The 13,251-nt window shown below is 40.6% G+C and carries 12 protein-coding genes and 1 tRNA gene; 3 read left to right on the forward strand and 10 right to left on the reverse strand.

Features of this window, described 5'->3' with window-relative positions; translation table 11 throughout:
* Positions 1–18: 18 nt before the first annotated feature.
* From QUE86_RS06150 to QUE86_RS06165, 4 genes are all read right to left on the reverse strand, one after another.
* Positions 19–1,194, reverse strand: coding sequence for a mandelate racemase/muconate lactonizing enzyme family protein (locus tag QUE86_RS06150; protein ID WP_167658405.1), 1,176 nt, complete (start codon positions 1,192–1,194; stop codon positions 19–21).
* A gap of 9 nt (positions 1,195–1,203) precedes the next feature.
* A complete protein-coding gene (locus QUE86_RS06155; RefSeq protein ID WP_130050395.1) occupies positions 1,204–1,971 on the reverse strand; it encodes a class II aldolase/adducin family protein in 768 nt (255 codons plus the stop codon).
* A 128-nt stretch (positions 1,972–2,099) separates the two neighbouring features.
* Complete coding sequence (locus QUE86_RS06160; RefSeq protein ID WP_130050394.1) at positions 2,100–2,423, reverse strand: c-type cytochrome; 324 nt, start codon at positions 2,421–2,423, stop codon at positions 2,100–2,102.
* A 103-nt stretch (positions 2,424–2,526) separates the two neighbouring features.
* The gene (locus QUE86_RS06165; protein ID WP_130050393.1) at positions 2,527–3,066 is read right to left on the reverse strand and encodes a DUF2058 domain-containing protein; all 540 of its coding nucleotides are present in this window, start codon (positions 3,064–3,066) and stop codon (positions 2,527–2,529) included.
* Between the two features lie 232 nt (positions 3,067–3,298).
* Between QUE86_RS06165 and QUE86_RS06170 the strand changes: the two genes are divergently transcribed.
* Positions 3,299–4,435, forward strand: a complete 1,137-nt coding sequence (locus QUE86_RS06170) for an MFS transporter (RefSeq protein WP_130050392.1) — start codon at positions 3,299–3,301, stop codon at positions 4,433–4,435.
* Here QUE86_RS06170 and QUE86_RS06175 read toward each other — a convergent pair.
* Together QUE86_RS06175 and QUE86_RS06180 are read right to left on the reverse strand one after the other, a co-directional pair.
* A complete protein-coding gene (locus tag QUE86_RS06175) occupies positions 4,402–4,902 on the reverse strand; it encodes a prolyl-tRNA synthetase associated domain-containing protein (RefSeq protein WP_130050391.1) in 501 nt (166 codons plus the stop codon). The genes QUE86_RS06170 and QUE86_RS06175 overlap by 34 nt on opposite strands.
* A complete protein-coding gene (locus tag QUE86_RS06180; protein WP_130050390.1) occupies positions 4,903–5,289 on the reverse strand; it encodes a putative periplasmic lipoprotein in 387 nt (128 codons plus the stop codon).
* Between the two features lie 166 nt (positions 5,290–5,455).
* Here QUE86_RS06180 and QUE86_RS06185 point away from each other — a divergent pair.
* Positions 5,456–5,531 (forward strand) — tRNA-Ala (locus QUE86_RS06185).
* Positions 5,532–5,702: 171 nt separating this feature from the next.
* Here QUE86_RS06185 and QUE86_RS06190 read toward each other — a convergent pair.
* Positions 5,703–6,950: a glutamate-5-semialdehyde dehydrogenase gene (locus tag QUE86_RS06190; protein ID WP_286259943.1), complete on the reverse strand. Its 1,248-nt coding sequence runs from the start codon at positions 6,948–6,950 to the stop codon at positions 5,703–5,705.
* A complete protein-coding gene (proB, locus tag QUE86_RS06195) occupies positions 6,947–8,053 on the reverse strand; it encodes a glutamate 5-kinase (RefSeq protein ID WP_130050388.1) in 1,107 nt (368 codons plus the stop codon). The genes QUE86_RS06190 and proB overlap by 4 nt, the downstream gene beginning before the upstream one ends.
* Positions 8,054–8,971: 918 nt before the next feature.
* Between proB and QUE86_RS06200 the strand changes: the two genes are divergently transcribed.
* Entirely contained in the window at positions 8,972–10,831 is a 1,860-nt protein-coding gene (locus tag QUE86_RS06200; protein ID WP_250661334.1) for a cation:proton antiporter, read from the forward strand.
* 203 nt (positions 10,832–11,034) lie between these two features.
* On the opposite strand, the gene QUE86_RS06205 is transcribed toward QUE86_RS06200, so the two are convergent.
* Entirely contained in the window at positions 11,035–11,643 is a 609-nt protein-coding gene (locus tag QUE86_RS06205) for a tetratricopeptide repeat protein (RefSeq protein WP_130050386.1), read from the reverse strand.
* Positions 11,644–11,755: 112 nt separating this feature from the next.
* The gene (locus tag QUE86_RS06210) at positions 11,756–13,069 is read right to left on the reverse strand and encodes an adenylosuccinate synthase (protein WP_130050385.1); all 1,314 of its coding nucleotides are present in this window, start codon (positions 13,067–13,069) and stop codon (positions 11,756–11,758) included.
* Positions 13,070–13,251: the final 182 nt, after the last annotated feature.

The raw sequence follows: 13,251 nt of genomic DNA on the forward strand, positions 1-13,251 counted from the left end.
TGATATTGTGAATTAGTATTACTTAATCTCAACACGCTGTGAGCGCATAACAACTTCGTCATTCAGCTCAATACCGATCCCTGGCTCTTCTGATACTTGGAAGAAACCATTTTTAGGCTGTGGATCTTGAATACATAACTCACGGTTCCACTTTTTAATCGCATAGGTGTGATGTTCGTGAATTAAGAAGTTAGGAATTGCGGTTTCTAGGTGTAACGAAGCTGCGGTTGCTACTGGTCCACCACACACGTGAGCTTGAATGCGCACATCGAAAATATCTGCATAATCACACACTTTTTTAGTTTCGGTGAAACCACCACATAGACCTAAGTCTGGCTGTAGCACATCAATACTTTGATCTTCTAGGTATGGACGCACACCCCAGCGATTATACAAACGTTCACCGCCCGCAATTGGCACGGCAACTTTGTCGGCAACTTTTGCATGTAATGAATGATTTAAGTAGTTCACTGGCTCTTCGTAATACATACAATCGAACTCTTCAGCAATCTCACCTATTTGAATTGCTGATGTCGCACCTGGTAAGCTGTGACATTCAAAAATAATATCAACTTCGTCACCGACCGCTTCACGAATAGCTTGCATACGCGCACGATATAACTTCATTTCTGCACGAGAAATAATGTTAGTACGATCATAATAAGTATTGCCGTTTTTATCGTACTGAATTGGATCAACTTTTACCGCATCATAACCTTCAGCCATCGCCTTAAGCGCTGCTTCTGCGTATTCTTCTGGGTGAACAAGCGCTTTAAATTCGCTGTCCCAGTCAAACTGTAATTGTGATGCGTAAGTACGTAGCTTATCGTTAACTTTACCGCCTAATAGCTGATAAACAGGTAAACCTAATGCTTTACCTTTTATATCCCAAAGCGCAGTATCAATGGCGCTCATTGCTGCATACACAACAGGACCACCACCTAAACCCCAAAAGCTTTCGCGTAGCATTCGTGACCACAGTTTTTCTGTTTGAAATGGGTCATGACCAATTAAAAAGGCATCAGCCATTTCTTTGATCATTGCCGCTGCTGCGCTATGACCTAAATCATAAGCAAGACCCGCTTCCCCCACACCGCTAATACCTTCATCAGTGTGAATACGCACAAAAACAGGTGTCCAAGCTGGTCTTTCTGGACAATGAATATCGAACACTTCGACGCGATTAACTTTCATGGCTACTCCTTACTGAGCAAAACTAGGATCAAGACGATAAGCTTTACGTAGCATTGCTGGCCAAGCTAACTGGCCACCGGTGCTGCCGCTATGCACGACATTCGCTTGATTATAAATATTATCGATAATAGGTTGTGGTACTGGGATTGCCGTTTGGCCACTGGCTTGAATAGCCAATTGAATTTCACAGGCGCGCTGCAAATCATAAAAGCGCATAAAGGCATCACCTACTGTTGGTCCCACGGTTAAGCCACCATGGTTAACCAATAGCATGTGATTAGTGGTGCCTAAGTCATCCTGTAAACGCTTTTTCTCGTCACTGTTTACCGCTAACCCTTCGTAGCCATGATAAGACAATGATGGTAATGAGAACATTGAGTATTGGCTTAGTGGTAACAGGCCTTTTTCTTGCGTTGCAACGGCAATGGTCTCTTTTGTATGTAAATGAATTACACAGTGAGCGTCATCACGTACTTCATGAATAGCACTGTGAATGGTAAAACCTGCCGGATTAATTTTAAACGGCGTGTCATCAAGAATATTGCCAGCTAAATCTACCTTCACAAGATTTGATGCAGTCACTTCGTCAAAACTTAAACCAAATGCATTAACTAAATAGTGATCTGTGCCTGGTAAACGCGCCGATAGGTGGGTGTAAATTAAATCACCCCATCGAAAATGATCAACTAAACGGTAGCATGCAGCTAGATCAACACGTAGCTGCCATTCTTGTTCAGATACTTTATTTTTTAAATCGAGTTTTGGTAAGTCAAACATGGAAAACCTTGTATATGTGACACTGCACAAATAGATGTATAGAAGTCTAAATTACTATTAATGGATGATCAATAGTTGATACAAAAAGGCCACATCAATTGATGTGGCCTTTTTCACTCAATTAGCGCTTATTTTACTTGCGATAAGTAATCAGCAATTGCAGACATTTCTTCTTCAGATACATTTGCAACCATCGCTTTCATTGCAGCAGTCATACCGTTACTACGCGCACCTGATTTGATATCTTTCATTTGGGCTAGTAAGTACTCTTTATTTTGACCGTTTAACTTAGGGTACTGAGGCATGATAGGTGCTTTACCTTCTGCACCATGACAAGTTTGACAAAGCTTAGCTGTGTAAAGTGTTGCACCATCGGCAGCCATAGTATTAAAAGATAGGCTTGCAGCCATTGCAATGCCAGCCCCACATAAAATTTTCGTGATCTTGCTCATTTGTATCTTCTCTTTTTTGACGGGTTATTAAACATTTTCTTTAGTGTAGACCATGATTTAACAATATTGCACCCGAAAATTGTAATGGCAATCGAAACAATAACTACCAAATTAAATCATCAGGTACTTCAAAATCAGCATACGGATCATCTTCATCCTTTTGCTTATCTTCAGGCTCAACATGGAACACTATATAATCTTCGCTGACTTCAGCGACTTTTCGTGCTGGTTCGTCTTCCAGTACAAAAAATTGGCCTTCTAAAACACAAATTGCTAAACGGCCACCAGCTAGGGCCTTCTGTGTTTTTTCGTTTACTTCGAGCTCTTTCACTTTATTTTGATAAGTGAAGTTAAATGTACGATCTCCACGGATCTCTTCTTGATTGTGATGCTCTAAAATCTGCTTAACGCGAGCCACTTGCTCACGTTGTTTCTGCTCTTCTAAACGCGCTTGATTAAGCTCATCAGCTTTTTTCTGTTGCTCTAGCTTAGTTTGCTCTATATGTTTTTGTAGATCGCTAGGATTACTCGTTGCGCCTTTCTTTTTCTTCTTTTGCTGCTTGCGCTTCTCTGTTTTGGCTACTTTAGCTTTGTGTGACGTAGTAAGGCCAGCCTTAAGTAATTGATCTTGTAATGAACCCATGACGAAATTCCAATTTATTAATGCGTATTAGGGTTATTTTAATCAGCTCTGCCAACAAATAACAGTACTGAGCCCACTTGATTCACAGCAATCGAGTATATTGCAGTGAGATTAACACGCGATGAAATCATGACATATTGATTTAACGCAAGATTTATAATTTTAGTCGCCTTTGAACTTGTAAAAAACCCTGTACCCGATAAGCTAGGGCTTTTCCTCTCGGGAGCTTAAAATGCAGCTGCGACATTTGTTACTTTGCTCTGTATTTATTTTCTTTGTTTTATACGCCCCACAACCCTTGCTTGGATTATTTGCCAACTATTTTTCTGTATTGCCAGCCACTGCAGGTAGCTTAATGACAGCGACCATGCTGCCATTGGCTATCGCCCCTTTAGTGTATGGCTTGTTTTTAGCAAAACGAAATCCGTTAACAATTTTAAAGATTGCTATGTTTGTGCTAGCAATAAGCTGTGTCGCTTTTACCTTAGCACCTAGTTTTGAATTGCTATTACTGGTTCGCTTTATTCAAGGGCTCACTCTCCCAGCGGCTCTCACAGCCATGACCAGTTATATTGGTGTAACTTATCAGGCCGACCAATTACAGCGTAATATGACCCTATACATTGGCAGCACCATCGTCGGCGGTTACTTTGGACGTATACTCGCGGCCTTATTTACTGACTTTTTGAGCTGGCAAAGCTTTTATTATGTGATTGCGTTAGGGTTAGTACTGTTTGCAATCACCATTCCAAAATCAAGCAAAGGTGCGAGCATTCATGCAGCCAAATCGCCTCTGTTGTATCTAAAACAATTAAAAGATCCGCAGGTATTAAAGCTATATGGAGCGATTTTTTGTATGTTCTTTTGCTTTGCAGCGCTATTGAATTATTTACCTTTCATCCTACAAGACAGTTTTGCTATCACTAATACCCGAGATATCGGGCTGGTTTACAGCGGTTACTTGCTTGGTGCACTCGCATCCATAGCTACACCTTGGCTGTTACGAAAGTCATCAACACCTTGGCGTTTATTAACTTGGGTATTTGTATTCTATAGTCTGACCATGGTGCTACTGATGAGTCAGCAGTTAATACTTTTTGTTATTGCTTTTACCGGCTTTTGTGGCGCAATGTTCGTGATCCACTCAAGTGCGGCGCCATTAGTAAATAAAATCAGCAGTGCACCTGCAAGTGTCACCAATGGGGGTTATGTATCGTTTTATTACAGCGGTGGCGCACTCGGTTCGTTATTGCCTGGACTGGTATATCAGCAACACGGCCAAGTTGCCTTTATGACCGTGCTACTTTTAGTTTGCTTAGTGGGTTTAAGCTTAGTTTATTTGGCTGGAAGAAATACGATACGAGGCTGATGCCCAGTACTTGCAAAAAATAGCTCTAAGTCATCTTTTTTCATCAACCATGTCGCGGTATTTTCAAAAGGGTGACAATGAAAAAGCTCGTTGAACCAAATTTCTTGGTCTAGCCAAAGGGTAACATTATTTTGTTTGTCGTTTAAAAGTGCCAGCATAGAAACACAGCCCGGTGGCACTTTCAGATAACGCGCTAACCGCTCATCAGATGCAAATCCTAAACGAGATAACCCTTGCTGCTGAGCAATGGCTTTTAAGTCAAGCTGCTTGTCATGGGCAGTGATCACTAAAAAATGCCGCTTGCCTTCGTTATCTCGTAAAAACAGGTTTTTTAATCGTGTGCCCGGTCTATCGAGCATAAATTTATCGGCATCTAAACTACCATGTAACGGTGGATGCTCAATCACATCATAGTTAATATCTAATTGAGCTAGCGTAGCAGCTAACTTATTTTTATCTGCATACATTTACAAACAACGTCCTCGTAATTGCACACTTAAATCACGCCATAATACTTCGTCAATAACGTGTTTATCGTCGCAGTACTTCCGTTCTTTAAGTTCTTTATTTAATAATTCGACCGCTTGATCTTCGAGCATAAGTTTTAAGTTGCTCGATTCTTCAAATACTTCTTGCTCGGCAAAGTCTTTAAACTGCCTGCGTGTCATTGGCTTATCAAGGTTAATTGGCTGTCTTCCTTGTGCTTTAACTGACACCACATAGGCAAAAATTTTATTGCCTTGGTCGTCATTTTTTTCATAAAACTGCTTATTATTAATTTCAAATGGAGGTGCTTCTCCTTGGCTTGCGCAACCGGTAAGTAAAACAACCAAAAGCCATGCTATTTTTTTCATTATTGGATAAGCCTTGTACAGTGAATGCGCTTTAGTCTACCAAAAATAAAACAATAGAGTAAAAATTCGAACATTTTAAAAAAAATACTTGACCAAATATGTAAAAATATTTAAAGTTCACCCCGCTTGAGACGCAAGACTTAAGCATCCTGTATTTTAGGAATGTGGGGCTATAGCTCAGCTGGGAGAGCGCCTGCCTTGCACGCAGGAGGTCAGCAGTTCGATCCTGCTTAGCTCCACCACTTTCCTACCTTTCTTTAGGCAACCTGCCGAATTTAACAATCAAAACTAAGTTATCTAACCAATTTTTATATTTCTAGTCGTTTATACGTTTTACTTTATTAAAGTAAACTTGTTTTAGACATAAAAAAACCGAGCAGAGCCCGGCTTTTAAAATGATCACCTGTTATCGGTTACTCACGAATTTGACCTTCGCCATTCACTAAGTATTTTTCAGTCGTAAGTGACTCAAGACCCATTGGACCGTAAGCATGTAGCTTAGTTGTCGCAATACCAATCTCAGCACCTAGACCTAGCTGTGAACCATCAGAAAAACGCGATGACGCATTAACCATCACAACAGAGGCATCAACGCTGCGTTGGAATAGCTCAGCCGCAGCTTGGTCTTTAGTACAAATCACTTCAGTGTGGTTTGAACCAAACTTAGCAATATGATCAATTGCACCAGCAAAATCTGGCACAACTTTGATTGCGATTTCTAAATCTAAATACTCTTCACCAAATTCATCATCAGCAAGCACAGTAGCATTATCAAAGTATTCAGCAGCTTTAGCATCTGCGTTTACTTTTACGCCTTCTTGACGAAGTACCACTGCACATAGATTTAAAAACTCATCTGCAATATCTTGGTGTACCACTAAACCTTCTAGGGCATTGCACACACCGGTACGCTGAGTTTTACCATTTAATAATAAGTTGATAGCGACATTCAGATCAGCGTCTTTATCGACATAAAGGTGACAAACACCTTTAAAGTGCTGAATTACTGGAATGGTACTGTTTTCTGTTACAAAATTAATTAAACCCTCACCACCACGCGGGATGATTAAATCAATAGTGTCACGTTGTTGCATCAGTTCCATTAGTAGACCACGGTCTGGATCTGGGATCACTGAAATCAACGCTGCTGGTAAACCATGCTTCTCAAGTACTTTGTGCATCACACTAGCGATCGCTTGTGAACTACGTAGTGCTTCTTTACCACCACGTAAAATAACACCATTACCTGATTTAAAGCATAATGCACCAGCATCAGCCGTCACATTTGGACGTGCTTCATAAATCATGCACACAACACCAAGTGGTACGCGCATCTTGCTGATCTTGATACCATTCGGGCGCTCTGAAATTTCGCGTAATTGACCCACAGGATCATCAAGACTAACAATGACTTCAATACCTTCAGCCATCGCTTCAATACGCTCATCGTTAAGCGTTAATCGGTCAATCATAGATGCAGCAAGGTTATTATCACGTGCTGCCGCTAAATCGCTTTCGTTTTCTTTGATGATAAAGGCTTTGCTTTCACGTATTGCCTGTGCCATCTCAGCTAAAACTTGATTCTTAGTAGCAGTATCAAGTAAAGCTAACTGGGTTGCAGCTTTGGCAGCTTGACTCGAAATATCCGTAATTAAACTCATGACTTCTCCAATAATGCGATATCTTTCTCTGAAACAACTGGGCCGATTGAATCTTGCATTTTTTCGCTAAATTCACTTTGCTCGTTGTCAGCAATAAAATTCAATAAACAGCTACTGTAATTCGCTGTTGCTTTTGCTAGACGCGTACCATCATCACTACGAACTAGTATAGTATCGCCTACGCCAAATTCTCCGTGCACCGCAACGATCTCGTCGCTACGAATACAGCCGTCTTCATCTTTTAATGATTCATCAAATGAACCTTCGACTACAACCTCACCTTGCTCATTCGCTGTGTGAGTCATCCAATGCACAGCCTCTTGCATTGGTTTTTCATATGGTGTGAAGATAGTACCTGGGTTGTCACCCGCTAGTAGTCGATTAAACGTCTCTTCTTTAAAACCATTTAAGATAAAAGTTGTAATACCATGTGAAGTGGCTTTTTCAGCCGCTTCGATTTTCGTTTTCATACCACCTGTACCAACGGCACTGGTTGCACAACCGGCCATGGCATAAATTGATTCATCAATATTTTCAATTTCAGGAAGCAACACAGCATCTTCATGTAAATTCGGATTTTTGTCATAAAGACCATCAACATCCGAAAAAATCATCAATGCATCTGCATCCGCAGCTGCGGCGACCATTGCCGACAGGTTATCATTGTCGCCAACTTTTAAATCATCGGTCGTTACCGTGTCATTCTCATTAATGATAGGTAATACACCATGTTCAAGTAAGGTGAAAACTGTTTCACGAATACTGGTATAACGCTCACGGTCACGTAAGTCACCGTGGGTTAATAAAATCTGTGCCGAAGGAAAATCAAAAAATCGATCCCACATTGCCATCATTTCTGTTTGACCGGCAGCAGCCATTGCTTTTTTCATCGTCACTGAACGTTTTTCTTGTTCTGGGAATAAATGCGAACCAGCAGCTACCGAACCTGATGATACTAAAATCACTTCGATACCTTGCGCTCGACAGCGAACGATGAACTGTGCAATGGTCAGTAAATAACGTGAGCGACACCCGTCTTGTTCGGGTGCGATTAATGCGCTACCTACTTTTAGTACTATACGTCGCCAATTTAACTTTTGCATAACTGTTCAACTTTCCATTTTACTATCTGTTCAGTGCCAATTTGCCACTGATTAAAAGACTCGCGTTTAGCACAACTAAACGCACTGACTATTATCACTTTGCCAAACGACTTATCTATGCACACGACTACGCCACGCAAATACTGCGATTAGATATAGCACAACTTTTATTCAGTCAGTAGACCAAACGGTTATAAACCATAAGTTGATAAAAAAAGATAAGTGTTGTTTATGTATCGCTGTAAAAAGCTGTGTGCGGCTTTTATTAATAACAACATACATAGAGCCTATACAATCTGGTACACCAACAGATAGGGTGTAGATTGTATGACCGAGATTTAGCTGCCACGATGGGAGCTAAACATTGACCAGATAATGAACTTTAATTCTATTCAACACGTAATAAATACACACTGAACACTAACAAGCTCATTTCTATTTAATTAGAAAACAAAGTGTATAAAACACTAAAACTGTTACAAACAATTGATTATTTAGAGGTAGAACTCTGAAAGTATAAGACAACGCTTATAAATATTTAGATATCAAATTGTTTGAACACGAAATATAATACGGGAAATCAGGGTCAAAGATCAAGTGTAAAAAGTAATCATGGCTTTTATACTTACCATAAATGGTAAAAATAGACATTTTTTAACAGTAACTTAGGACGCAACATCTTCGATCTGATGATTTTTCATTAACAAATCAGATTTTTGTTTTCAAAATAGTCCAAAAAGTAGTAATAACGACTAAAATCGTATTTGAAGCAACAAGTTTGCTTGTATCCATGACGGTGAGTAGGCTTTAATAGATAAGTATTTTTTAAAAGTTCAGCGGCTGTTTATCGTCTTCAAACACGATTATCTAAGGTGTTGGTATTTTTTAAATAGTAGTAACTAAAGGATAATTCATTCTATGTCAGCAATTTATATAGCAGGGATCGCCTTGTGCTCTGTATTAGCACAGTGGGTAGCATGGGCGTTTCGTGTACCGGCTATTTTATTTTTACTACTAACAGGTTTAATACTTGGACCATTTAGTGGTGTGCTTGAACCTGACGCACTGTTAGGGGATTTATTATTTCCTGTGGTTTCTTTAAGCGTAGCGGTGATCTTATTCGAGGGTTCACTTACCCTGCACTTTAGAGAGCTCAAAGGTATCGGCAAGGTTGTTCGCAACCTCTGCTCCATCGGGATGATCACAACTTGCTTGGTGGTAAGCCTAAGTGCTTATTGGATTTTAGAGCTGAATTGGCGGGTTGCCGCTGTACTTGGTGCAGTTCTTGTCGTTACTGGTCCTACGGTTATCGCACCGCTGTTAAACTCTATGAGACCTACTCAAGATATCGATCGTATTTTACGCTGGGAAGGCATAGTAATAGACCCAATTGGCGCATTATTCGCTGTACTCGTATTCGAAGCTGTAATGCTTGTAGGTCAAGGCGAAGTACTAAGCCATACCATTATCGCCCTATTTAAAACTTTAGGGGTGGGTTTAACAATTGGTGTGGTTGCAGGTTGGCTTACTACATTACTGATACGCCGCGAATGGCTCCCTTTCGAATTACATAAATTTGGTATTTTAGCTTTAGTCTTAATTAGTTTTACTGTGTCTAACCACTTAAGTCATGAATCTGGTCTATTGGCTGTAACCGTATTTGGTATTTGGCTTGCTAATCAAGATGAGCTCGAAATTGACTCAGTACTTGAGTTTAAAGAAGACCTTTCGATGATCTTAATTTCATCGCTATTCATCTTACTTGCAGCCCGCCTACAGTTATCTGATTTAATGATGCTACATAGCGATGTATTTATTTTCTTAGCTATCGTGCTCTTCGTGGCACGTCCAGCATGCATTGCAATATCAACCTTTAAAACCGATTTACCGCTAAAGTCTCGCTTAGTGCTATCGTGGATTGCGCCACGAGGCATTGTTGCAGCGGCGGTAGGCTCTGTATTCGCTTTAAGTATGGTAGAAGCAGGCATTGCCGACGCCGAAAAAATAGTGCCACTCATATTCACTGTGATCATAGTAACAGTGGTACTACAAAGCCTGACAGCAACGCCATTAGCTAAACTATTAAAAGTACGCCAGCCTGCTCCAAATACCATATTAATTATTGGTGCAAACCATGTAGCACGTGCTATTGCTTGTGGCTTAAAAGATCAAAACATTCCGGTGCACTTGTCTGATCCTGCATGGGAAAACTGTAAAATGGCGCGCATGGACGGCTTACCTTGTTACTATGGTAACCCGCAATCAGAACATGCAGAGCGTTATTTACCATTAACGACGATTCGTAGCGTATTAGCGCTATCGCCTAACCGTCATCACAACGCATTGGGCGTGCAATATTTCTCGCATTTACTCGACGAAAAAGACGTGTTTTCACTGCGCTCTTCAACTAACCATGCTAAAGCAAACAAAGACAGTGCGACGTTCTTATCACGTCAGATTTTGTTTGGAGACAATGGTGCGTACGCTCGCTTAAGTAGCTTAATAGCCAAAGGCGGCAAAGTCAGTGCAACTCGCATTTCTGAGGAATTTAGTTGGGAGCAATACAAAGAGATCAATAGCGAAGCAATCCCACTGTTCATTTTAAATGGTGAAAAAAATGATGATGACGATTCGCCAATTAAAATTCGCCCATTTACGACAAGTATGGAAAAGACACCACAAGTAGGTGAGCGTATCGTTGCGCTACAACCACCTAAGTTGTCGGTGTTAAAAGACCCAAACAACGGCAAACCAAAAGAAAGTAAAGAAGAGAAATAATACCAATTCGCTTAATTAAATAGTCTATTTTGAGGCAAGAAAACCTTGTTGATAACAAGGCAAAAATTTCGTTATTTAGTTGTTCTAAATGAGAAATTTTTAACGCAGGTAGCGACAGGTTTAATCCCTCAAAATGATTAAGTATTATTGCGGATTGGTATAACAAGAGGCCAGCATCTGCTGGCCTTTTTATTTGTATGTTTCTACATAGGTAAACGCGCGCGCTCAACGACGCTGTCTGGCATCTTTTCAGCAAGCTTCGCTAGTAAGTTTTCGATTTTTTTGTGAGTAGCTTTATCAGCAACCATTGAATGAAATAACCAACGGTAGGCATCTTCATAATCACGTGGACTGCCATAACCTTGGTTAAACAGATTTACTAAACGCATTTGCGCTTTTAAGTTGCCTTGCGCAGACGCTTCACGCAGATAGGTTACCGCCATGGCTTTATCTTGCTGTACGAGCCGTCCTGTATCATAGTAGCGGCCAAGTTGCTCTAATGCAGCGCTTAGCCCTTGTTGAGCGGCCTGACGCATATAATAAACCCCTAATTCTACATTGCGGTCTACACACACCGCATAAGCTAACATATCACCATACAAGAACTGATACGATGGTAGTGCCATTTTATTGGCTCGTGCTTCGATATCTTGTACTAACTGGCAATCATCTGCCTTTACACGTGCTAGGTGTGCATTTTTATTGATCAAGCCAATTAACTCGCTCTCTGAGTACAGAGGTACTGCTGCAATGGGCTCTTCAGCCATGCTCAGGCTGGAAAAGAGTAATGTTAAAGGCAATAAAACACGCATCAAAATCACTTAAAAAAAGTCGGTCTTAGCAAATAATATACAATTATCATTCCAGAGTGAATTTTAGGCACAAAAAAAGCTGCCGAAGCAGCTTTTTTAGTCACTATGGCAATTATGCAAACGGGTTGCGTAATACCATCGTCTCTACACGGTCAGGACCTGTAGAGATAATATCAACTGGAACACCAGTGATTTCTTCAATACGTTTGATGTAATCAAGTGCCGCTTGTGGTAATTGATCAACTGACGTTACACCTACTGTGTTTTCAGACCAGCCAGGCATTTCTTCGTATACTGGCGTTACTTTCTCGTAACCTTCAGCAGCTAATGGTGTAACGTTCGTTACAGTGCCATCTTCTAACTGGTAACCAGTACAGATTTTTAATGTTTCTAAACCGTCTAATACATCTAGTTTAGTTAAACAGAAGCCTGAGATGCTGTTGATTTGAACTGCACGGCGCATTGCTACTGCATCTAACCAACCTGTACGGCGTAAACGACCTGTCGTTGCACCGAACTCATGGCCTTTATCACCTAAGTGCTTACCAACTGGATCTTGTTTATCAAGACCGTCATAAAGCTCTGTAGGGAAAGGACCTGAACCTACACGTGTCGTGTATGCTTTGATAATACCTAATACGTAATCAAGGTGTAGTGGACCAAAACCAGCACCAGTTGCTACACCACCAGCAGTCGTATTTGATGATGTTACGTACGGGTATGTACCATGGTCGATATCAAGTAATGTACCTTGTGCACCTTCAAATAAGATGTTATCACCAGCTAAACGAGTTTGATCAAGAAGCTCAGTAACATCAACAACCATTGCTTTTAAGATATCTGCGATAGCCATTGCATCGTCAAATGTCTTTTGGAAGTCAACTGGTTCAGCTTTGTAGTAATGCTCTAATGTGAAGTTATGGTATTCCAATACTTCTTTAAGCTTGCTAGCAAACTGTTCAGGGTTGAATAAGTCACCTACACGTAAACCACGACGTGCTACTTTATCTTCATAAGCTGGACCGATACCACGACCTGTAGTACCAATTGGCTTATCGCCACGTGCTTTTTCACGGGCTAAATCTAATGCAATGTGGAAAGGTAAAATTAATGGACATGCTTCGCTGATTAATAAGCGCTCACGTACTGGTACGCCACGCTCTTCTAGCATGCCGATTTCTTTCATTAATGCTTCTGGTGATAAAACAACACCATTACCGATCACACACTTAACATTGTCACGTAATACACCCGATGGAATAAGGTGTAAAACCGTCTTTTCACCGTTGATTACCAGAGTATGGCCTGCGTTATGACCACCTTGATAACGAACTACTAAAGATGCTTTGTCTGTAAGGAGGTCAACTACCTTACCCTTACCTTCGTCACCCCATTGGGTGCCTAGTACAACAACGTTTTTACCCATTGCAAATTCACTTAGAAAAAATTAGGACGAGATTTTATCAGAAAACGAGGTGAAAGATCACCCCGTTTAGCTTATTTTTTCTGCGCCTGAATTTTTACCTTCTTTAATAATTCAACAACTACAGGCAGAACAGAGGTTTATAAAAAAGTTGAGGATGAAAATTAATCATTCACAGAAACAAA

Source organism: Pseudoalteromonas apostichopi (assembly GCF_030297135.1).
Classification (GTDB): domain Bacteria; phylum Pseudomonadota; class Gammaproteobacteria; order Enterobacterales; family Alteromonadaceae; genus Pseudoalteromonas; species Pseudoalteromonas apostichopi.